Below are 21600 nucleotides of genomic sequence, written 5' to 3'. Positions count from 1 at the left end.
TTTCAGTAGAAGCCTTTCCTTCATGGCAGGAAAAATACAATTTTAGAAATCCCTTTGAAAATTCTTCCTTTTTACTTGCGCCTGCAGGCCATTTTTTTTACTTTTAGCAAAATAAAATTTTACAATGCAAGAGACATTAAATTACATCAGCGAAAACAGACAGCGTTTCGTGGATGAGTTATTTGAGTTATTGAGAATTCCTTCTATTTCTGCAGATCCGGCTTATAAAGATGACGTACTGAAGTGTGCAGAGGTATGTGCAGAACACCTGAAGAATGCAGGCGCAGATAATGTGGAAGTATGCGAAACAAAAGGATATCCTATCGTTTTCGGAGAAAAAATTTTAGATAAAAACCTTCCTACGGTTCTGGTATACGGGCATTACGATGTACAGCCGGCAGATCCGCTGGAGCTGTGGAGAAAACCGCCTTTCGAACCTTATATCGAAAAAACCGAACTTCACCCTGAGGGAGCTATCTTTGCCAGAGGATCTGCAGATGATAAAGGACAGTTTTTCATGCATGTGAAAGCTTTTGAAGCCATGATGAAAACCAATACGCTTCCGTGCAATGTGAAATTTATTCTGGAAGGAGAAGAAGAAGTAGGGTCGGTAAGCCTGGGTGATTTCGTGAACGAAAACAAAGAAAAACTGGCCTGCGACTGTATCCTAATATCCGATACCCATATTTACAGTAATGAGCAGCCTACCGTAACGACCGGATTAAGAGGTCTGAGCTATGTGGAAGTAGAGGTGGAAGGACCCAACAGAGACCTGCATTCAGGACTTTACGGAGGAGCAGTTCCTAACCCTATTCATGTATTATCCAGAATGATTGCCCAGCTGATCGATGAGAACGGGCATATCACGATTGATGGTTTTTATGACAATGTAGAGGTGGTATCTGATACCGACAGGGCAGAAATGAACAAGCTGAAAGACAATCCTGAAGAATTCAAGAAATCAATCGGGCTGAACGGAGTAGAGGGTGAAAAAGGCTATACTACACTGGAAAGAACCTCTATCCGTCCAACACTGGATTGCAACGGAATCTGGGGCGGATATACGGGCGAAGGGGCCAAAACAGTTATCCCTTCCAAAGCTTCTGCTAAAATTTCCATGCGTCTGGTTCCTTATCAGACTCCGGAAGAGATCACAGAGAAATTTACCAGACATTTCGAAAAAATTGCTCCTGAAAACGTAAAGGTAAAAGTTACCCCTCATCACGGAGGAATGCCTTACGTTCTTCCAAGTGATACAAAAGAATTCTTAGCGGCAAAACAGGCAATGGAAACTGCTTTTGGTAAAGAGGTACTGCCTTACAGAAGCGGCGGAAGTATTCCGATTACGGCAATGTTCGAAAAAGTATTGGGCGCTAAATCTGTATTGATGGGCTTCGGTCTGGATTCTGATGCTATCCACTCTCCCAATGAGCACTATGGATTATTTAATTTTTATAAGGGAATTGAAAGTATTCCATTATTTTTTGAAAATTATTCGAAATAAATAGTTAATTTTTATAAGATATTTTTCTCAAACAAGGCATTTCTTTATGAAATGCCTTGTTTTTTTTGTTAATAATTATAAATGGTTGAAAATAATCGTTTTAAAATAGATTTTTATGTGATTTTAAGGTTTTTTTTAATTTTTCATTCGTAAAAATTTGTTTTTAATGATACGGAAAATATCTTTGGAATATACTGTAAATCAGTTTTTCAGTACCTGTCTTTAATGTTGAATTTTAAAAAAAACATTTTATGAAAAAATTATTATTTTTTGCCGTATCTGTATTATTTTCTACAGCTTTACAAGTAAATGCCCAAACTGGTTTTGAGGAAACCTTTTCGTCAATTACTGAACCTGATCTGCCACCAGGCTGGGTAGCTGTTGACCGGGATGGTGATCTAAAGAATTGGGAAAGTGATAGTTCCGGTTTTCCAATAACTGATCCTTTTGGTTTTTCAGGTAATTTTGCTTATTCTTATTCTTTTCTTGCTGATCCGGATAACCTGCTGGTAACACCATCTATTACTTTAGCGCCAGGAAGCCCTGCCGCATTAACATTTTTAATAGGCGGGTATAAATTCGATGCATTAGTTATTAATCCAAAGGAACATTATGCAGTTTATGTTCTTCCTTCCGCAAGTACTTTTCAGGGAACAGAGACACCGCTTTTGGAAGAAACACTTTCTACTGCAGGAGTTGCTTTTAGTAAAAGTATAGATCTGTCAAGCTTTGGAGGACAAAGTATTAAAATTTATTTCAGACATTTCAACACCGCTAATCAGCTGGCTCTAATTTTAGATACGGTAAAGGTTACTCATGGAAGTTTAGGAACCTCAGAGATAGATTTAACACAGGATGGACTGGTTATATACCCTAATCCAGCCACAGATTATGTGTCCTTACAGTCTAAATCTAAAATTTTAAAAGCGGAAGTCTTTGATTTAACAGGAAGAAAGGTAAGTACGGAACTGATTGATGATAAAGTTAACTTACAGCAGCTCCCTCCAGGAAATTACCTGATGAAAATTGCCACCGAAAATAAAATCTATTCAAAGAAAATAATTAAGAAATAAAGATTAATAGATTAAAAAAACGCTTCAAACGAAGCGTTTTTTTTTATTTAAAAATCAGCTTCAAGTTAATAACAATAATTGGATTTCCCCTTGATTCATGGTATTTTTTTTACTCCAGGATGTTTTTAATTTCATTCTGACTTAAAAAAATGACTATGAAAAAAATCTACTCCACCGCATTTTGTTTGTTTTCAGTGTTTTATTTCACACAACTGAGGACTTCTTTTGAAGATTTTGAAGGCTTTTATACCGGAAGTATTCATGCGCAGGGACCATGGATCAGCACTCCCACAGGAGATGAGCCTCCCAATATACTCAATCAGACCATTTGTATTGATGATGCCACAGATGGCTATAATTCTCTCCGGATTGTAAAAGAAAATACATACGGAACCCAATCGGTTCCAATTATCGGGGCTTTTAATAATGTTCAGATTCAGTTGCCTTCTACGGGATTTTCTGTTTCATTTGATATTACAATGTCTCAGCTCAACGGATCGGTATTTGGCTTCCAGGGAATGAACAATGCTGAAGACAAGTTTGTAATCCGTGTGGACTTTGAGAATACAGGCTCTGTTAAAATCCTTGATCAGTCTTCAGGCTCTGGGATGATCACAGCTTCCGGATCATGGCAGCCCAATATCTGGTACAGATTTAAGGTGGTGGGCACCCTTTCAGATATAAAATATTATCTTGACAATACACTGATCTATACAGGAGCAGCAGCACAGCCGGCCAATATTGATCAGCTTCGCTTTGTTCACAATAATGAAGAAGGCTACGCTTATATTGATAATATCCGGATAAATAATGAAACTGCATTATCTGTAAAAGATATCACGGATACTAAGAAAAGAATCATGATATATCCTAATCCGGCTACGGATTTTATCCGGCTTTCTGGTTCTCACCCGGTAAAGGCCGTTAAAATTTATAATATGGAAGGAAAAGAAATTCAAATTAAACTGAATAAGGATATGCTGGATATAAAGAGTCTGCCGGAAGGTTTGTATCTGCTTAATATAATAACTGATGAGGGGAATTTCACGGAGAAATTCACTAAAAAGTGACCGTATATGTAGTTGACAGTCAGTTTTTTTGTTTTGATGTTTTGCAAAGTGTATTTGTAGGATTCCAATATATTTTTTGTGTTTTGTATATTTTTCAGTAAATGTATTGGCTGTTGGTATTATTTTCAGTTAAAATATTTTTATTATATGATTTTAGCAAAATAAATAAAATGCCATATGTTTATATTTTTAGTCAATATATTGATTTATGCTTTATTTTTTGTTGTATTTTTGTTTTTGATTAGAATAAAAGTTCTATATTTACAACATTAAATAAAAAAAATATCATGAAAAGAAATCTACTATTTTGTTTAGCATTAGCGTCAGCAGTTTCTGCTTCAGCTCAGGTTCTGGAATCAGACAACTACAATTCTTATACACTGGGAAATGTTGCAACATCTACTGCGGGTACAACTGCGGGACAGGGAGGTATATACCTGTATAACGGAGCAGTATCCGATTATCAGATTGTAAATGGCAATGCAGCTCATGGAAAATATATTCAGATTATCGGAGGTAATGACGGGGCGGCAACTTCTGCGCGTTATGCCTTCAAAAGTGGAATGGATTTAGCCTGGGCAGCGAGAACACCAGGAAATAATATCATCAGAGGTAAAGCGGATATCTTTACCGGAACTTCTACAAATCAGCATGCATCCGGGATCGCTATCTTTGGAGGTGACGGAAATGGAATTGTAGGAGTGAGATATAACTCACAGACCAAACTGATGACAGGTCTGGCTTATCTTAATACAGGACTGAGTTCAGCTTTTTATACAATTACAGGAATTTCTGCTACTACCTATCCTGCCAATACATGGGTAACAGTTGGGTTCAGCTACAACAAAACAACTGGAGAAATTACCTATACAATCGGTGATGAAGCTCCTCTTACATTGGCAGTTGACGGTGCAGACACTGTGGCAGGGCTTGATCCGGGAGAATTCGATATTTACAGCTCTCCTTACAGAGCTACGGCTACATCTCCGGTAAATGCAGGACCAACAACTTTCGGAATTGATAACTATGCAGTGGTTGCTGCTAATAATGCTACATTGGCAACGACTGAGACAGACAGTAAAAAGAATTCACTGATCGCTATCGGACCAAACCCAACAGCTGATTACTTAAATATTCTTACAGGTTTAAAAATCAATAACCTTGAGATCTATGATATGAGCGGAAAAAGAGTTTCTTCTCAGCTGGAAGGAAACAAGGTTGATGTAAAGCATCTTAATCCAGGTAGCTATATCGTGACTTTTGAAACTAAAGACGGTAAAACTACCGAGAAATTCATTAAAAAATAACCTGACAGTTCTCAGGATATATAAAAACGCTCCAATTGGAGCGTTTTTTTGTTTGAAAACAGGGCTGTTACGGGAACAAACTGTTTTTTAATTGTTAAATAAATTATTTAATAATGTTTCAATAATTAATATTTTACACTAACCGGCATGGTTTTTTTTTAATATTTAGCGTTTTTTTAAATTGATAATCAGGTAGTTTGCTTTCTTTATGGGAGGTTTTTATTTTTACAATGTATAAAATAATATTTGTAATGAAGAAAACTATACTTTTAAGTGCTCTTCTGGGAATGATTTTCCTAAAGGCGCAAACAACAATCTATTCACAGGCAGCGACAGGAACGGATGGAATGCTTTCGAATGCTTTATCGGACGGGACCATTTTTATCTTAGCAGATGATTTTACCCTTACCTCTCAGAGTAAAATAACCAAAGTGAAAATCATGGGATCTCAAAATGCGGAAAATTTAGAAACAGCCGTTGCGACAGGAGCTATGCTCTATATTTATGCGGATGCTTCAGGAAGACCTGCAGGAATTCCCCAGGTATCAGGAACCCCTATTATGGAAGTTGATATTGCAAAAGGTGCTCCCGGATATAATTTGATAAAAACGCCGAACAGCAATGCCTATACGTTTGAAATTGATATAAATGCTGCCCTGGCTGCCCCTGTAATTTTATCAGCAAATACTACATATTGGCTGGTATTTGCTGCAAAAACAAACTTACCGGACTTTGATGCGCCCGATTTCTGGTTTAATTGGTATGTGGGACAGGTAAACGGCAATGCTGCTAAAGCAATAGACCCTTCCGATTTGCTTGGGGAAGGGCTTACTAGCTGGACTGATATCAGCAGTTTAATGATGAGTTCTGCTTATGATGGCCTTGCATTTTCTATCGAAGGAGATATTTCTTGGTTAGGAACAAAAGAAATATACAGCTCTCTGAAAAAAGTAGCCGTATATCCGAATCCTGTTTCTGATTATCTGACCCTTGTTTCCGAAGAAAAGATCACTGCTGCGGAGATCTTTGACAGCAGTGGAAGAAAAGTTCCTGTTGATCTTAAGGACAATAAAGTGAATGTAAAAAATCTGACCCCCGGAAGCTATATCATCAATATGGAAACAAAAGCAGGCAGGATCGCCGAGAAATTCATCAAATACTAACCTGATAAATCTTAGGGTATATAAAACGCTCCAATTGGGGCGTTTTTGCTATTTTAGAGCATTAAAATTCATAGATATGCCAGACGATAAAGTTGCCTATATAACAGGAGGAACCAAAGGAATAGGTTTCGGGATTGCAAAAATATTGCTCGAAAATGGAATTTCTGTTGCATTTTCAGGACGCAAAAGAGATGAGGTGGAGAAAGCCGAGAAAGAACTTAAACAGTATTCGGAAAACGTTCTGGGAATTGTTTCTGATGTGAGAAGCCTCGAAAGTGAAGAAGAAGCGGTGAAATATACTGTGGGAAAATTCGGAAAACTGGATTTTGTTATTGCCAATGCAGGCCTCGGAATATTTAAACCCGTAGATGAACTCACAGCCGGAGAGTGGAACGATATGATTGAAACCAATCTTACCGGAGTTTTCCATACCTTAAAAGCTTCCGTAGGAGAATTAAAGAAAACGGAAGGATACTATATCACCATTTCCAGCCTGGCAGGTGCCAATTTCTTCGAAAACGGAACAGGGTATAATGCTTCAAAATTCGGTGTGGTAGGCTTTACACAGGCTGCAATGATTGATCTCAGAAAATACAACATCAAATCTACGGTAATCATGCCGGGATCGGTGGCCACTCATTTCAACGGTAATATTCCTTCAGAAAAAGACAGCTGGAAGATCCAGCCCGAAGATATGGGGAATCTTGTACTGGATATTTTGAAGATGAATCCCCGTGTTTTGCCGAGTAAAATAGAATTTAGGGCAACGCAGCCGGCTAAATAACTACATTTAATGTATTGAATAATAATTTAATAAGTATTATGCATGCATAATATATTTTTTATTTATATTAGCAAAAATTAATTACAATAAAATCTCTGCATTATTTTTTATGCAAAAAAGGGAAATAATAAAATAGTACACATGAAAATATTAGTTTGTATTAGTAGTGTTCCGGATACTACTTCCAAAATTAACTTTACAGCAGATAAGTCTGCTTTCGACAAAAACGGAATTCAGTGGGTAATCAACCCTTTAGATGAATTTGCGTTAACAAAAGCGGTTAAACTTCAGGAATCTCAGGGAGCAACAGTAACAGTAATCAACGTAGGAGATGCTGCCACAGAGCCGGTAATCAGAAAAGCACTGGCAATTGGGGCCAATGATGCGGTAAGAGTAAATCTTGATCCTAAAGACAGCTATTCAACAGCAAAAGAGATCGCTGCCGTAGCTCAGAACGGAGGATATGACCTTATCCTTTGCGGTAAAGAATCTATCGACTACAACGGAGGTTCCGTTCCGGGAATGGTTGCACAGCTGCTGAACCAGCCTTTCGTAAATGCATCGGTAGGTTTAGACGTAAACGGAAGCGAAGCTACTGCAGTAAGAGAAATTGAAGGAGGTAAAGAAACTATTTCAGTGAAACTTCCGGCAGTTATTGCAGGACAGAAAGGATTAGTAGATGAAAAAGACCTTATCATTCCAAATATGAGAGGAATTATGTCTGCAAGAACAAAACCTTTACAGGTTGTAGAACCTGCTTCTTCAGAAGTAAAAGTTCAGGGAGTATCTTATGACAGCGTACCGCCGAGAGCTGCCGTAAAAATGGTTTCTCCTGACAACCTTGATGAATTGGTGAGATTACTTCATGAAGAAGCTAAAGTGATCTAATTCTTAATCCTTTAATTTTAATCTTTTAAATTTAAAAAAATGGCAGTATTCGTATACGCAGAAAATATAAACGGAGTTTACAAAAAAGCAGCCTTTGAAGCAGTTTCTTACGCTAAAGCTGTTGCAGATAAAGCAGGTGATACCGTTACCGCAATCTCCGTAAACCCAACAGATTCTTCAGATTTATTATACAGATATGGAGCATCAAATGTAATCAACATCAAGGATGAAGGCCTTAAAAATTTCTCCGCAAAAGCTTATGCACAGGCTGTAAACGAAGTAGCAGACGGAAACATCATTGTTTTCCCTCACACTACTGATGCTTCTTCCATTGCTCCGATGCTGGCGGTTATGAAAAACTATTCTTTAATTACCAATGCTTTGGAAGCTCCTGAAAGCCTTTCTCCGTTCCAGGTGAAAAGAAAAGCGTTCTCAGGAAAAGGATTCATGCACGCAAAAGCAGAAGGAACCGGAGTAATTGTTACCGTTTCTCAGAACGCTTTCGGAGTAAAAGAAAATGCAGCTTCAGGTTCAGAAGAAGTGAAAAATCTTTCCGTAGCCAACGAAGATACCAAAGTGATTTCTCACGAGCAGAGCTCTGGTAAATTAGACCTTAAAGAAGCTGAAATCGTTGTATCTGCAGGTAGAGGGATGAAAGGTCCTGAAAACTGGGGAATGATCGAAGATTTGGCCAATGTTCTCGGAGCCGCTACCGCTTGTTCCAAACCGGTTTCTGACATCGGATGGAGACCTCACACAGAACACGTAGGACAAACCGGTAAGGCCATTGCCCCGAATCTTTACATTGCAGTAGGAATTTCCGGAGCCATCCAGCACCTTGCAGGAGTAAACTCTTCCAAGACCATTGTAGTAATCAATAATGACGCAGAAGCACCGTTCTTCAAGTCTGCTGATTACGGAGTAGTAGGAGATGCTTTCCAGATCATTCCGGCTCTAACAGAGAAAATCAAAGCAATCAGAGGATAAAAAAGTTAATGGTTAAAGGTGAGAATTGCCTTCTTCCGTCATTTTTTTGACCGATTGGAAATTCACCTGCAAAGCAAAATTTGCTATTGACCATTAATAATCATACACAATACTATAAAAGCTCGGCTTTCCGGGCTTTTATTTTTGCGTAAAAAAGTGAAAACACAATAAAAAATTAATCTATATTTGTAGCTATGGATTATAAACAGCTAATTATTCGCGGAATATCGTACAGCCAGACTCAATCTGGCGCGTATGCCTTGTTACTGGAACATGAAGAGACACACATAAAATTACCTGTTGTCATTGGAAATTTTGAAGCACAGTCCATTTCTCTCGGACTGGAAAAAGATATCCATCCACCGCGCCCTCTTACCCACGATCTATTTACCAAATTTATAGTTTCTGCACATTACGAACTGGTTTCTGTGATTATTTATCAGATTGTAGACGGAGTTTTCTTCTCCAATATCAATTTTAAAAATAAAGCTAACGACGAGGAACTTATTCTTGATGCAAGAACTTCTGATGCCGTTGCAATGGCAGTAAGATTTGATGCACCGATCTTTACTACTCAGCAGGTACTGAATGAAGCAGGAATCCTTCTTGAGCTGGAAGACGTTTCAAAAGAGGATCAGTCATTCTCAGAAACCGTACAGTCAGAAGATAACTTAAAATCAGTGTCTATGGAAGAACTTCAGAAATTACTGGATGAAGCCGTAAGAGAAGAAGATTACGACACTGCTCTTGAAATTCAGGAAGAAATTAAAAGGAGGAAAAAGAAAATTGACTAAAAGAGATACTTTATTATAAACTATGAATTTAAAATTACGACTGACCATCCTCAGTTTTCTTCAGTTTTTTGTCTGGGGAGCATGGCTGATTACGATGGCTAATTTTTGGTTCGGTACAAAACATTGGGATGGAACCCAGTTTGGAGCCGTTTTCGGAACCATGGGGATTGCTTCTATTTTTATGCCAACCATCACCGGGATTATTGCTGACCGATGGGTAAATGCTGAACGAATTTTTTCGGTACTGCACATTCTTTACGGTGCTATTCTTTTCATACTGCCGCATTCCGCAGATCCTAACTCCTTCTTTTCGGTAATGCTTGTTGCCATGTGCTTTTACATGCCTACCATTGCCCTTGCCAATTCTATTTCCTACACTATTCTTAAAAATAGTAACCTGGATGTGGTAAAAGATTTTCCTCCCATCCGTGTGTGGGGAACCATAGGATTTATTGTAGCCATGTGGATTACTAATCTTACCGGAAACAAAGCAACCGAAGGACAGTTTTATATCGCCGGAGCAGTAGCAATTCTGCTCGGGATTTATGCCCTGACCCTTCCGAAATGCCCGCCGCAAAAGCTAATTGACAAAAGCGCTCCGTTATCAGAACAGCTGGGACTCAATGCATTTAAACTGTTCGGAAACTATAAAATGGCTCTGTTCTTTTTGTTTTCAATGCTTTTGGGAGCAGCACTTCAGCTTACCAATGCGTATGGGGACGTTTTCTTAAGTGAATTTTCACATTTCCCGAAATATGCAGACTCATTTGTTGTTCAGAGATCCACCATTATTATGTCGATCTCCCAGGTTTCTGAAACCCTGTTTATATTGGCAATTCCTTTCTTCCTGAAGAAATTCGGTATTAAAAAGGTTATGCTGATGTCTATGCTGGCTTGGGTTTTAAGATTTGGATTCTTTGCTTACGGTGTTCCGGACGGATTTGGACTTTCACTCATCATTCTTTCCTGTATTGTATACGGAATGGCATTTGACTTCTTCAATATCTCAGGTTCCCTTTTTGTGGAAACAACAACAGATAAAAAAATACGCTCTTCTGCTCAGGGATTATTTATGATGATGACCAATGGCTTTGGAGCTGTTTTAGGAAGTTATATAGCAGGCTGGGCTATTGATAAATTTTTCACCCATAAATTTACAACCGCTTCAGATCTTTCCACTTACCTGGAAACCACACCGGATAACCCAACATTCCTTGAAATTCTGAAAAGCGGATTTAATGCTGCTGTAAATCCGGATGGTACCCTTTCATCTGTGGTTATGGTAAAAGACTGGCACCAGATATGGCTGTCTTTTGCCATCTATGCCCTGGTTCTGGCCGTATTCTTTGCGGTACTGTTCAGGCATAAGCACAATCCGGAAGAAGTTTCTTCAGTGAATCATTAAATTTATCCTGTTGAAAATTAAAATATTAGACTGCACTTTAGAAAAAAAGTGCAGTTTTTTTTTATTTTCGGGCAACCATTTAAAGAAATGTTCGTCTTATAGATAGAAACCGATACATGAAGAATTTAGAAAAGAATTTTTTACTGGCAAAAAAACGGGAGCGGAAAGCCCAGAAAGCACTGTATGAGATGTTTTCGGCTAAAATGCTGGCCATTGCCAATTCTTATGTCAGTAATCTTCATGATGCGGAGGATATTTTAAGCACTGCATTTCTGAAATGTTTTACAAAACTGGATGAATGCAGAGACTGGAAAAGCTTTCCGTTCTGGCTCAGAAAAATAGTTGTGAATGACGCTGTAAGCTTCCTCAGAAAAAACAGGAATATTCTTTACTCAGATATTGAAATTGCTGAAGACCATCCGGAGGAAGAGCAGGATGAACGCCTGGCGGAAATCAATATTGAAGAAATATTTTCCCGGATGCCGGCAGGATACAGACTGATCTTTAATCTCTATGTATTTGAAGACAGGAAGCACCACGAGATCGCAGAAATGCTCAATATCTCGGAAGGAACCAGCAAAAGCCAGCTGAGTAAGGCAAAAAAATGGCTGACAGAATTTTTAAAAAACCAGGAAAATGAAAAAAGAAATACTGAAACAGCTAAAATCTGATTACGAGGCCCTCGAAATAAAGCCTTCCGGAGATCTTTGGGCAAAACTGGACCAGGAGCTGGACGGAAATTCCGAAGCGGCAGTAAAGCCTTCTTTTCAGTGGTGGAAGTATGCAGCAGTGGCAGTGCTGCTGATTTCAGCAGGAACGCTCATTTATTACAGCAGCCTGGGAAATGTTTCTGATACTAAGAAAACAGACTATGTTATTAAGAAAACTATTGAACAGACAGCAAACCCCGATATCCGGAATCCACAGGTTTATCCTCATAAAGAGCAAATTCAGAAAGAGGAAATAAAAATAGCAGATGAGTTTCATGAAAAAAGAACTGCCGATAAGGCTGCAATTCCTTTGAAAAAGATAAAAACACAGAGTATTGAAACTGTTGAATATAAAGAGTCACAAATAGCTGCAAAACAGCCGGAAAAAATAAATCATATCCCTGAAAAAACAGAAATCAGCGCACCGGATGTTCCTGTTCTCGCAGAAGTGAAGCAGGTGAAAACAAACTACATCAGTACAGATGATCTTCTTCTGGGAAATGAATACGATAAAAACCGCGCAAAAGCAGCAAGAAATGCTAAAAAAATGGGAACCTTCAATTTTGACAGGGTAGTACCGAATGTAGGAAATGTAACAGTTCTTGGTGTGACGGTCTATATCGATTCAAAATAACATCCTTCTTTTATATGAAAAAATACTGCCCTTGAATAAGGACAGTGAGAAAATATGGTCTGAAAACGAATAAAAATATGAAAACTAAACTCGCCCTAATGGCTGCAATAACAGCTTTTACCTACGGTTTTACCCAGGAAAAGCAACAGATGAATCCAAGGATAGAACTGTACTCGAAAAAAGTAGACAGTATTGTAATCTCTGAAAAATCAAAGATGAATGCCGAGCTGGATGTAATAGATAAAAGCTTTAGCCAGAATAAGATCACATCCGATGAAAAACAGAAACAGCGCACGGAAATAGCTTCAAAATATCAGCAAATCATCAATGATAAAATAGAGGCTGAAAAATCCGGGCTGGAAGAAGCTACGAAAGAGATGGTAAGAGATGCCGTTTTAGAGGGTAAAAATCCGATACCTCCCAGCAGATATTCGTTACAGCTTGGCTCTAATGGATTCAAAATGGAAATGTTCCCGGCAAGACGAAAAAACCCTAAAGAGCTTTTAAATTCTTTAGCCATGACATTCAGCTTTATCGGTACCAATATGACCTCTAAAGATCAGCCGTTCAGGTTTTACAGTAAAGATTCTGAAGTGAAAAATACAGTGTATAATTCCTATAATTTTGCGCTCAGATACGAAAGCCAGGTCGGTGGTTTTAAAAGCCCGTTGTTTTACAGATTCGGATTAGGATTACGTTCAGATCAGTTTTCTGCAAAATATGGAAAAGTATATTCACAGGAAGGACATACACTGTCTGTACAGGAATTTACCAAAGGTAATCTGAAACAGACCCGATTTAATAATAGCTATATTTTTGTTCCTGTAGATCTTAGGTTTGTTCTGAACCCTAAATATGTTGAATTTGAAGGAAATACCTATTTAGATAACAAGAAAGACCAGCTAAGTATTGTTTTAGGAGTATACGGAGGAGTAAGGGTTGGAACCGTTATCTATAATAAGTATTCCAATGAATTTTCATCAAGGATTGTAGAAAGAGAAAAAGTAGGATACGGAATGAACGATCTTGTAGTTGGAGGAAAATTCGGAATTGGTTACGGAGGCTTCAATTTATTTATTCAGAAGGATTTTACTCCTACATTTAATAATAATGCCCAGCTGACCAAGAAATACGGACTTCAGATCGGGATAGAGCTTGCCAGTATTTATTTTTAATTTAATAATAAAATTGACAATCGTTTGAAATATTCCTAATTTTATTTGTTTTTTTAAAAACTTATCAGCGTTTGTCCGGTAATAATCTGAATTTGAAACACACTTTTTTTTAGTGTGTTTTTTTTCGTATTTTGGCACTTTAGTAATTATGAGAAATATTCAGTTATTAGGATTATTATTAGTGGTTGCAGGCAGCTTTATGCCCCTTGTTCATGTTCCCATCATCGGAAACTGGAATTATTGGAAACTGGATCATTACCTGGCCATTGCATGTTGGATCTTTGCCTCATGCGCCGTATTTGGTATTGTGAATAACAGTGCGAAAATCGTAAGATTTTTTGGGGTGTTGCTTATCATCTTATTCTCATTCACCCTGGTGGCTGTCAAAATGCAGTCGCTGGAGTATTTCAGTTTTTTACCCTTTAAATCCTGGAGAGAAACTTTTGCAGGAATCGTAAAGCTTAAATGGGGGTGGGCCGTAGAATTTCTGGGGGCTTTCATGATGGTTTTTGCCAGAAATCGCAATCAATTAAACAACAGAGCACAGATATGACCTCTATAAAAATATTTTCTGCCGCAATACTGATGCTGGCAATTTCAAAAACTAAGGCTCAGACTGCGGATTTCAGCAAACCGGATAAGCCGGCTAAATGTAAAAACATGAAGGCAGGTAAATTTCTGCGTGAAAATTATCCGGAAGGAATCTGGTATATGACCGTTAAAGACAATGTTCAGACCGAATATTTCAATAACGGGAAAGATTTTATAAAATCAGCGCTGGTTTTTGTGGACGACTGCAATTATAAAGCAATTGTTACTGAAAAATCCGATAAAAATGATCCTGTACAGGTAGGAGATGTTTTCAGCGTTAAAATTATGGAAACACAGGGCAATTTCCTGAAAGTTCAGACTAAGATTGAAAACAGCGAGTTTGAGCTTACCTATGTAAAAGTTAAATAAAAGAGTAAAAATATGAAGTCTGGAGGCTTCATCAATTAAAAAAAGTAAAATATAATACACATGAAAGAAGTATTCATCGTTTCCGCAGTAAGAACCCCTATGGGAAGTTTTATGGGAAGCCTTTCAACAGTTCCGGCTACAAAACTGGGATCTGCGGCAGTAAAAGGAGCATTAGATAAAATTGGTCTTGATCCTAAAAATGTTCAGGAAATTTATATGGGAAATGTACTGCAGGCAGGAGAAGGCCAGGCACCGGCACGTCAGGTAGCTCTTGGAGCAGGATTATCCATCGAGACTCCGTCTACAACGGTAAATAAAGTATGTGCTTCCGGTATGAAAGCGGTAACTATGGCTGCACAGGCGATCAAAGCCGGTGATGCTGAAGTAATTGTTGCCGGAGGTATGGAAAATATGTCTTCAGTTCCTCATTATTACAATGCGAGAGTGGCTACCAAATTGGGTGACATCAAAATGACGGACGGAATGGTATTGGATGGCCTTACTGACGTATACAACAAAGTACATATGGGAGTATGTGCAGAAAAATGTGCAACAGATTACAGCATTTCAAGAGAAGATCAGGATAATTTTGCCGTAGAATCTTATAAAAAAGCGGCAAAAGCATGGAGCGAAGGGAAATTCAATGATGAGGTTGTTCCTGTTGAAATTCCGCAGAGAAAAGGAGAGCCTGTTATTTTTGCAGAAGATGAAGAATACAAAGCTGTCAACTTCGACAGAATTGCAACTCTTCCTACGGTATTCAAAAAAGAAAATGGTACGGTAACCGCTGCCAACGCTTCTACACTGAACGACGGTGCTTCCGCGCTTATCCTTGTATCTAAAGAAAAAATGGAAGAACTGGGATTAAAGCCTTTAGCAAAAATTGTTTCTTATGCAGATGCGGCTCAGGAGCCTGAAAATTTCACCACAGCTCCGGCAAAAGCCCTTCCTGTCGCTCTTAAAAAAGCAGGTCTTGAAATTTCAGATATCGATTTCTTCGAATTTAATGAAGCGTTCTCGGTAGTAGGACTTGCCAACAACCAGATTTTAAAGCTGGATGCTTCCAAAGTAAACGTAAACGGAGGAGCAGTAGCTTTAGGACACCCGCTGGGAAGTTCAGGATCAAGAATCATTGTTACGCTAATCAATGTATTGAAGCAAAACAATGCAAAATATGGTGCTGCAGCGATCTGTAACGGAGGTGGAGGAGCTTCGGCTATCGTTATTGAAAATATGTAATATTCTCTCAGAGAGTATTTTGCCATTAAGGAATCGATAATTTTTTTAAAATCTTATCCATTTCTTAATGGTTTTTTTATTTTTGTGCTACTAATATTTATTTGAAATGTCTGAAATTGAGAATCAACAGCCTCAAAATATAAAAAATAATCCCCGGATTATGAAGGCTTGGGCGGTATATGACTGGGCGAATTCCGTGTATTCACTGGTGATTACCTCTACCATTTTCCCTATTTATTACTCTATCCTTACCACAGCGTATGAGAAAAAAGAATATGTAGAGGAAACCAAAACCTGGATCGATGTCCCCGTAAGGCACATGATTAAGATCTTCGGGGAAGAATATCAGCCAGATGCGGTGTACGGATATTCACTCACCATCTCTTTCTTTATTGTCGTGCTGCTGTCTCCGTTTTTATCGTCATTGGCAGATACCATCGGGAATAAAAAATCATTCCTTCAGTTTTTCTGCTACCTGGGAGCTACTTCATGTATGGGCCTGGCGATGTTTACAGGAATGCATAATGTGTTTTTAGGTCTTCTTTTCAGCATTACGGCCAGCGTCGGATTCTGGGGAAGTCTCGTTTTTTATAACTCCTTTTTACCGGATATTGCGACGCAGGACAAACAGGACGCACTCTCTGCCAGAGGATATGTTTATGGATATATCGGATCGGTTGTGCTCGTAGTAATCTGTTTGGTGCTTATTCAGGTATTCGCAAAAGGAGCAGCACAGCAGCTGCTGTTTACTAGAATCAGTTTCTTGCTGACAGGTGCCTGGTGGTTCGGTTTTTCACAGTATACCTTCAAACATCTTCCTCAGTTTGGGGATGTTAAAGACAAACTTCCGAAAGACCTGGTACTTTTGAACTACAAGAATATCTTTAAAAAACACGAAGAACAGGGAGGTTTCTTTGAAGTACTGAAAGATAATTTAAGCTTTTATAAAGATATTGCTAAAGAAAGCTTCCACGAATTGTTCAAAGTGGGAGGAGAGCTTTTCAAAGACAGGAATCTGAAGTTTTTCCTTTCCAGCTTTTTCTTTTACAGCGTTGGAATGCAGACTATTTTCCTGATGGCAACACTATTCGGGAAAAGCGAGATCAACCTGGCTCAGGATAAGCTGATTGCTACACTTCTGGTCATTCAGATAGAAGCGATCATCGGGGCAGTGATCTTTTCAAGACTTTCAAAAAGGATCGGAAACAGAAATGTGATCTCCATTGCAATTATTTTATGGATTGTAGCATGCCTTTGGGCTTATTTCCTGAATAAGGAAAACCCTACGGTAGAATATCAGTTTTATGGGGTAGCAGCCGTTGTAGGGCTTGTAATGGGAGGTCTTCAGGCGATGTCCAGATCAACATATTCCAAGTTGCTTCCGGAAGATTCTATGGAAAACACAACGTTTTTCAGTTTCTATGATGTACTGGAGAAAATTGCCATCATTATCGGAACCTTCATTTTTGCAACATTAATTGAGCATTTCAATAATATGCGTATTGCAGCCCTTTCCATGACGCTTTTCTTCGCGGCAGGACTGGTTCTGATACGGTTCCTGAAAGTCAAAATGCGCAAAGACAGAGAGACTTTGTAAAAAATATAAAAGCTGTTTCATTTTTCTGAAGCAGCTTTTTTTATAGATTTTCTTATCCCGGTTTAACAGAAAAAGGCCTATTTTTATATTAAATGTAGAATTCGGTGTGGATTTTGCTTATATTCAGCAGAATAATTTTTAACTTTGTCAAAAGATTTATTGTCAAAATGACCAACCCTCTATTTTATGCAAAAATAATTCTGTTTGGAGAATATGGAATGATTGAAGATTCCCAGGGGCTTGTAGTACCTTACAGCTTCTATAAAGGGACTTTGAAATTCTCTGATCTGAGTTCTGAATTTGAACTTAACTCCAACAGACATCTGCAGAAATACGCTGATTTCCTTACAACGCTTGACCTTTCCGACGATTTTAAACTGGATATTGAGCGCTTTAAAAGTGATATTGCAGACGGACTTTTCTTTGATTCCAATATTCCCCAGGGATACGGAGTCGGAAGTTCCGGAGCTCTGGTAGCGGCTATCTTCGAAAAATATTCAGTAAGCAAACTGGATTCCGAACATATTTCAAAAGATAATCTGAAGAAATTGAAAACTGTTTTCGGAGAAATGGAAAGCTATTTTCACGGTAAAAGTTCTGGAATGGACCCTCTGATCTGTTATATGAACCTGCCGATTCTCATCGAAAATAAAGAAAATTTAGACAGGGTAAACATTCCGGAGGGAGAAGCCGGAAAAGGAGCTATTTTCCTTATCGACAGCGGAATTACCGGAGAAACAGGGCCTATGATCCAGATCTTCTTTGAAAAAATGAAAACCGAAGGGTTCCGTAAAACACTTAAAGAAGAATTTATCCGTTATAACAATGCCTGCATTGATGCCTTCCTTAAAAAAGACATGAATCCTTTCTTCAGAAACCTGAAAAAGCTTTCCCACTGGGCCTATGAACATTTCCGTCCCATGATTCCTGAAAGTATCTTTAAGATCTGGAAAAAAGGACTGGATTCCAATGCCTACTACCTTAAACTCTGCGGAAGCGGCGGCGGCGGATATATCCTTGGCTTTACCAAAGATTATGAAAAGGCCGAAAAAATGCTTGACGGTTTCCAAAAAGAAGTGATTTACAGATTTTAAACAGCCTGGAATGAATTCTGAAAAAGAAACTTTCCAGTCCAAAAACTATGTCTCTAAATCTATATTTTACAGATTCTCACAACTGGTGGGCTTCCTTCTCGGAGCAAGGTTTTTCGTTGCCGCTCTCCTGACTTTTGCCCTCTATGTTTCAACCTTTTTCCTGTTTAACCAGGATGAAACCTTCAGAAAATTCGTCTTCGATTTCAAAGTACACGGTATTATTTTCTGCACGGTACTCACGATCCTGGCGGGAGGAATTATCAACCAGTTCTACGATCTGGAAAAAGACCATATTGTAAAACCGTTCCGCACCAGGGTCCAGAGTTTTATCAAGCAGAAATATTTCCTGTATGCTTACCTGGCGTTAAGTGCTATTTCTCTGGGTGTAGCGTGGATGATCTCACACAGGGTTTTTGTTTTCTTTCTTGTATACCAGTTTTTTATGTGGTTTTACAGCCATAAACTGAGCCGGATTCTGATCCTCAATAATCTTACCTTCGTAAGTCTTACACTCTATCCTTTCTTCGGAATGATGGTCTATTACGAGACCTTCTCCTGGAAAGTACTGCTGATGGCCGTTTTTCTTTTCCTGATTCTTCTCTGTATAGATATTGTAAAGGATATGCTGACCAAAAGTGTGGATAAGACTTTCGGTTATACCACGATTCCGAATTATTTCAATAACAGAAATACCCGGATCATCATTATTTCGCTGCTGCTTGTAACAATGTCCGTATCCGGGAAAATCATTCTTAAAACCGGAGTTTCAGGCTTCATGGCCTATTATTTTGCCGGTGGATTATTTGTAATGATCCTCTGCATTTATTTGCTGCTGAACTTCTCCCGGAGAAGGATTTTCCTTACCCTCAATATTTTAAGATTCTGGGTTTTTGCAGGAATTATTGCCATGCTTCTGAATGGAATTGAGAGCAAATTATAGAAAAAATTTCTTTAAATAAACTGAGGTATTCATTACCTTTGCAGAACTAAATTTAATAAAAAGGAATGCCCATTTTTAACGATACCAAAGTTGCATTTGCAGACAAATCTGATGCACAACTGAAAAAGGCGTACTGGATGTTTAAAATGATTGAACAGCCCGCTCTTACAAGTCTTGGAACTTCTGTCCTTAATTTTACCGTACATCATAACTTTCCTTTCGTTACCGGGATTGTTAAAAACACATTGTTTGAACAGTTTTGCGGAGGTGAAACACGCGAAGAAAGCATGAAGGTAGTGAAACAGCTTTTCAAAAGAGGAGTTGGAAGTATTTTTGACTATTCCATTGAAGGAAAAGAAGATGAGGAAACCTTTGATGCCGTATGCAGAGAGATTAAGGATATTGTAAGATTTTCAGTGGGAAATCCGGCCATTCCCTTTATTGTATTTAAACCGACTGCATTTGGAAGAATTGATCTCTATGAGGCCGTAGGTAAAAATGCCGAACTGACTTCCAGCCAGAAAGAAGAATGGGATAGAGTGGTAAAAAGATTTGATGAAGTATGCAGCCTGTGCCATGAGAATGACAAAAAAGTAATGGTAGACGCCGAAGAAACCTGGATGCAGGATGCGGCAGATCATCTTTGTGAAGAGATGATGGAAAAATATAATCAGGAAAAGCCTATTGTCTGGAATACCATCCAGATGTACAGAACAGGAAGGCTGGAATATATGGAACAGAACCTTCAGAGAGCCAGGGAAAAGAATTATTTTATCGGTTATAAGATCGTTCGTGGAGCTTATATGGAGAAAGAAAGAGCAAGAGCTGCCGAAAAAGGATATCCGGATCCTATCCAGCCGAACAAAGAGGCTTCTGATAAAAATTACAATGCCGGAATTGATTTTGTTATGAATCATCTGGACAGAGTTTCAGCATTCTTCGGAACACACAACGAGGTATCATCAGAACTGGTAATGGATAAAATGAAGGCTAAATCGCTTGAAAACGGAAATCCTCATGTATATTTCGGGCAGCTGTACGGAATGAGTGATAATATCACCTTCTACCTGTCTGATAAAGGCTATAATGTGGCTAAATATCTTCCCTATGGACCTGTAAAGGATGTTGTGCCTTATCTTACCAGAAGAGCCCGGGAAAATACCTCTGTGGCCGGACAGACCGGAAGAGAACTCGGACTTATTAAAAAGGAACTGGAAAGAAGGAGAAAATAATTCCTTTCAAAAATAAAAAAAGACCTGTATTTTTCTGCAGGTCTTTTTTATGCATTTATTGAAGAAAAACCGTTTTTATTGTCACTCTGCATAGATTTTTACTTTTTTTGAAATTGATAATTATCTATATTGTTGTTTTATATGTTAATTAATTTTTGAATTTATTATAAAATTATTGTCAATTTCATTATGTTTTTCTATATTTGATAAAATCATAAAGATGTTCAGTATTTAACAGACTTCAATATAAAATGACCTTCTTCTGTATGAGTTGAAACAGGAGTAGGATGAGGGTAGATTGATGAACCCGGATTGGCGTCAAAGAAAAAATGAACAGACTCTTACAATTACAAAACTAAATAAAGCAATAGCTTTAGTTTTCTTCTTCAAATATTTTTTTACCTGGTTATGTTCTTTAGCCAGGTTTTTTTATGGTTCAAAACTCTCGAATTTTCCGTTCTCATAAAACAAAACGATACGTTTTATCTTATTATCCTGGTTTCCAATAGCTTGTGCAATAATCTGTTCATGAGAATTTTCTAATCGCTGAGAATCGGATAAATTTCTGTGAGCCGTACTTCCGGACGGTATAAACGATTCTCGCAGCTCTGATTTTGGGGGGTCAGGATACGCTTCCGTATGTTCTGTATCTTCATCACTGCTCATCATAGTGAACAGATCCGGAAGCGGGGTAGGTCTCGGCTGCTCATCCGTTTTTTCTTTCGTTTCTTCTGCGGTTTCCGGCAGTTCCGTTTTCAGCATTTCTCCTTCTCCTGTTATCAGCCAGTCCCAAAGGATCTCCGGGAAACGGGATTTTATTTTTATGATAAATTCCAGGGAAGGTTTATTTCTTCCCGATGTAATATGCGAAATAGAAGAACGCTGCACATCGATCTCATCAGCAAACTCAGAAGGAGTAAAAGCAGAATACTCTATCACTTTGGAAATTCTATCATTCAAACTCATCAAAACAGGTTTTTAATTATTTTACAAATGTAAATAAATAGAATTACAAATGCAAATTACAAAAGTAAATAATAAGAA

Annotated in this window: 21 protein-coding genes; 20 read left to right on the top strand and 1 reads right to left on the bottom strand. The window is 38.3% G+C overall.

Annotated elements, in window-relative coordinates; genetic code table 11:
* Positions 1 to 124: 124 nt before the first annotated feature.
* The 20 genes from AC106S_RS01480 to AC106S_RS01385 all read left to right on the top strand — a co-directional run bounded on the left by AC106S_RS01480 (position 125) and on the right by AC106S_RS01385 (position 20556).
* Positions 125 to 1504 (top strand): dipeptidase, encoded by a 1380-nt coding sequence (locus tag AC106S_RS01480; protein ID WP_482437363.1) that lies wholly within the window; start codon positions 125 to 127, stop codon positions 1502 to 1504.
* Positions 1505 to 1755: 251 nt separating this feature from the next.
* The gene (locus tag AC106S_RS01475) at positions 1756 to 2577 is read left to right on the top strand and encodes a T9SS type A sorting domain-containing protein (RefSeq protein WP_482437362.1); all 822 of its coding nucleotides are present in this window, start codon (positions 1756 to 1758) and stop codon (positions 2575 to 2577) included.
* Positions 2578 to 2732: 155 nt separating this feature from the next.
* Positions 2733 to 3647, top strand: a complete 915-nt coding sequence (locus AC106S_RS01470) for a T9SS type A sorting domain-containing protein (protein ID WP_482437361.1) — start codon at positions 2733 to 2735, stop codon at positions 3645 to 3647.
* Positions 3648 to 3934: 287 nt separating this feature from the next.
* Positions 3935 to 4954 (top strand): T9SS type A sorting domain-containing protein, encoded by a 1020-nt coding sequence (locus AC106S_RS01465; protein ID WP_482437360.1) that lies wholly within the window; start codon positions 3935 to 3937, stop codon positions 4952 to 4954.
* 251 nt (positions 4955 to 5205) lie between these two features.
* Positions 5206 to 6117, top strand: coding sequence for a T9SS type A sorting domain-containing protein (locus AC106S_RS01460; protein ID WP_482437359.1), 912 nt, complete (start codon positions 5206 to 5208; stop codon positions 6115 to 6117).
* A 76-nt stretch (positions 6118 to 6193) separates the two neighbouring features.
* Positions 6194 to 6901, top strand: a complete 708-nt coding sequence (locus AC106S_RS01455; protein WP_482437358.1) for an SDR family oxidoreductase — start codon at positions 6194 to 6196, stop codon at positions 6899 to 6901.
* 141 nt (positions 6902 to 7042) lie between these two features.
* Entirely contained in the window at positions 7043 to 7789 is a 747-nt protein-coding gene (locus AC106S_RS01450) for an electron transfer flavoprotein subunit beta/FixA family protein (protein ID WP_050020848.1), read from the top strand.
* Between the two features lie 39 nt (positions 7790 to 7828).
* Entirely contained in the window at positions 7829 to 8776 is a 948-nt protein-coding gene (locus tag AC106S_RS01445) for an electron transfer flavoprotein subunit alpha/FixB family protein (protein ID WP_482437357.1), read from the top strand.
* 194 nt (positions 8777 to 8970) lie between these two features.
* On the top strand, positions 8971 to 9570 hold the full coding sequence (locus AC106S_RS01440; protein ID WP_482437356.1) for a bifunctional nuclease family protein: 600 nt from the start codon (positions 8971 to 8973) through the stop codon (positions 9568 to 9570).
* A 22-nt stretch (positions 9571 to 9592) separates the two neighbouring features.
* Positions 9593 to 10975 (top strand): nucleoside permease, encoded by a 1383-nt coding sequence (locus AC106S_RS01435; RefSeq protein WP_482437355.1) that lies wholly within the window; start codon positions 9593 to 9595, stop codon positions 10973 to 10975.
* Between the two features lie 116 nt (positions 10976 to 11091).
* Positions 11092 to 11646, top strand: a complete 555-nt coding sequence (locus AC106S_RS01430; protein WP_482437354.1) for an RNA polymerase sigma factor — start codon at positions 11092 to 11094, stop codon at positions 11644 to 11646.
* On the top strand, positions 11612 to 12319 hold the full coding sequence (locus AC106S_RS01425) for a hypothetical protein (protein WP_482437353.1): 708 nt from the start codon (positions 11612 to 11614) through the stop codon (positions 12317 to 12319). The genes AC106S_RS01430 and AC106S_RS01425 overlap by 35 nt, the downstream gene beginning before the upstream one ends.
* A 77-nt stretch (positions 12320 to 12396) precedes the next feature.
* Positions 12397 to 13494, top strand: a complete 1098-nt coding sequence (locus tag AC106S_RS01420; protein ID WP_482437352.1) for a hypothetical protein — start codon at positions 12397 to 12399, stop codon at positions 13492 to 13494.
* A gap of 148 nt (positions 13495 to 13642) precedes the next feature.
* Positions 13643 to 14047 (top strand): hypothetical protein, encoded by a 405-nt coding sequence (locus AC106S_RS01415; protein ID WP_482437351.1) that lies wholly within the window; start codon positions 13643 to 13645, stop codon positions 14045 to 14047.
* Positions 14044 to 14454 carry a hypothetical protein gene (locus AC106S_RS01410; RefSeq protein ID WP_482437350.1) on the top strand — a complete coding sequence of 137 codons (411 nt, stop codon included), beginning with the start codon at positions 14044 to 14046 and terminating at the stop codon, positions 14452 to 14454. The genes AC106S_RS01415 and AC106S_RS01410 overlap by 4 nt, the downstream gene beginning before the upstream one ends.
* Positions 14455 to 14514: 60 nt before the next feature.
* Positions 14515 to 15693, top strand: coding sequence for an acetyl-CoA C-acyltransferase (locus AC106S_RS01405; protein WP_482437348.1), 1179 nt, complete (start codon positions 14515 to 14517; stop codon positions 15691 to 15693).
* A 106-nt stretch (positions 15694 to 15799) separates the two neighbouring features.
* Positions 15800 to 17290: an MFS transporter gene (locus tag AC106S_RS01400; protein ID WP_482437347.1), complete on the top strand. Its 1491-nt coding sequence runs from the start codon at positions 15800 to 15802 to the stop codon at positions 17288 to 17290.
* Positions 17291 to 17457: 167 nt separating this feature from the next.
* Positions 17458 to 18384, top strand: a complete 927-nt coding sequence (locus AC106S_RS01395) for a mevalonate kinase family protein (protein WP_482437346.1) — start codon at positions 17458 to 17460, stop codon at positions 18382 to 18384.
* A 10-nt stretch (positions 18385 to 18394) separates the two neighbouring features.
* A complete protein-coding gene (locus AC106S_RS01390; RefSeq protein ID WP_482437345.1) occupies positions 18395 to 19324 on the top strand; it encodes a UbiA family prenyltransferase in 930 nt (309 codons plus the stop codon).
* Positions 19325 to 19389: 65 nt separating this feature from the next.
* Positions 19390 to 20556, top strand: coding sequence for a proline dehydrogenase family protein (locus AC106S_RS01385; protein ID WP_482437344.1), 1167 nt, complete (start codon positions 19390 to 19392; stop codon positions 20554 to 20556).
* A gap of 429 nt (positions 20557 to 20985) precedes the next feature.
* On the opposite strand, the gene AC106S_RS01380 is transcribed toward AC106S_RS01385, so the two are convergent.
* The gene (locus AC106S_RS01380) at positions 20986 to 21522 is read right to left on the bottom strand and encodes a helix-turn-helix domain-containing protein (RefSeq protein ID WP_482437343.1); all 537 of its coding nucleotides are present in this window, start codon (positions 21520 to 21522) and stop codon (positions 20986 to 20988) included.
* Positions 21523 to 21600 lie beyond the last annotated feature (78 nt).

It is taken from the genome of Chryseobacterium sp. FR054, from assembly GCF_056844565.1.
This window is presented reverse-complemented; position numbering and strand designations above follow the sequence as displayed.

Coding starts and splice junctions, on each gene's coding strand:
- AC106S_RS01430 (WP_482437354.1), top strand. CDS start 11,092: ATGAAGAATTTAGAAAAGAATTTTTTACTGGCAAAAAAACGGGAGCGG.
- AC106S_RS01400 (WP_482437347.1), top strand. CDS start 15,800: ATGTCTGAAATTGAGAATCAACAGCCTCAAAATATAAAAAATAATCCC.
- AC106S_RS01440 (WP_482437356.1), top strand. CDS start 8,971: ATGGATTATAAACAGCTAATTATTCGCGGAATATCGTACAGCCAGACT.
- AC106S_RS01420 (WP_482437352.1), top strand. CDS start 12,397: ATGAAAACTAAACTCGCCCTAATGGCTGCAATAACAGCTTTTACCTAC.
- AC106S_RS01380 (WP_482437343.1), bottom strand. CDS start 21,522: ATGAGTTTGAATGATAGAATTTCCAAAGTGATAGAGTATTCTGCTTTT.
- AC106S_RS01435 (WP_482437355.1), top strand. CDS start 9,593: ATGAATTTAAAATTACGACTGACCATCCTCAGTTTTCTTCAGTTTTTT.
- AC106S_RS01415 (WP_482437351.1), top strand. CDS start 13,643: ATGAGAAATATTCAGTTATTAGGATTATTATTAGTGGTTGCAGGCAGC.
- AC106S_RS01405 (WP_482437348.1), top strand. CDS start 14,515: ATGAAAGAAGTATTCATCGTTTCCGCAGTAAGAACCCCTATGGGAAGT.
- AC106S_RS01395 (WP_482437346.1), top strand. CDS start 17,458: ATGACCAACCCTCTATTTTATGCAAAAATAATTCTGTTTGGAGAATAT.
- AC106S_RS01390 (WP_482437345.1), top strand. CDS start 18,395: ATGAATTCTGAAAAAGAAACTTTCCAGTCCAAAAACTATGTCTCTAAA.
- AC106S_RS01480 (WP_482437363.1), top strand. CDS start 125: ATGCAAGAGACATTAAATTACATCAGCGAAAACAGACAGCGTTTCGTG.
- AC106S_RS01385 (WP_482437344.1), top strand. CDS start 19,390: ATGCCCATTTTTAACGATACCAAAGTTGCATTTGCAGACAAATCTGAT.
- AC106S_RS01445 (WP_482437357.1), top strand. CDS start 7,829: ATGGCAGTATTCGTATACGCAGAAAATATAAACGGAGTTTACAAAAAA.
- AC106S_RS01475 (WP_482437362.1), top strand. CDS start 1,756: ATGAAAAAATTATTATTTTTTGCCGTATCTGTATTATTTTCTACAGCT.
- AC106S_RS01460 (WP_482437359.1), top strand. CDS start 5,206: ATGAAGAAAACTATACTTTTAAGTGCTCTTCTGGGAATGATTTTCCTA.
- AC106S_RS01425 (WP_482437353.1), top strand. CDS start 11,612: ATGAAAAAAGAAATACTGAAACAGCTAAAATCTGATTACGAGGCCCTC.
- AC106S_RS01410 (WP_482437350.1), top strand. CDS start 14,044: ATGACCTCTATAAAAATATTTTCTGCCGCAATACTGATGCTGGCAATT.
- AC106S_RS01465 (WP_482437360.1), top strand. CDS start 3,935: ATGAAAAGAAATCTACTATTTTGTTTAGCATTAGCGTCAGCAGTTTCT.
- AC106S_RS01470 (WP_482437361.1), top strand. CDS start 2,733: ATGAAAAAAATCTACTCCACCGCATTTTGTTTGTTTTCAGTGTTTTAT.
- AC106S_RS01455 (WP_482437358.1), top strand. CDS start 6,194: ATGCCAGACGATAAAGTTGCCTATATAACAGGAGGAACCAAAGGAATA.
- AC106S_RS01450 (WP_050020848.1), top strand. CDS start 7,043: ATGAAAATATTAGTTTGTATTAGTAGTGTTCCGGATACTACTTCCAAA.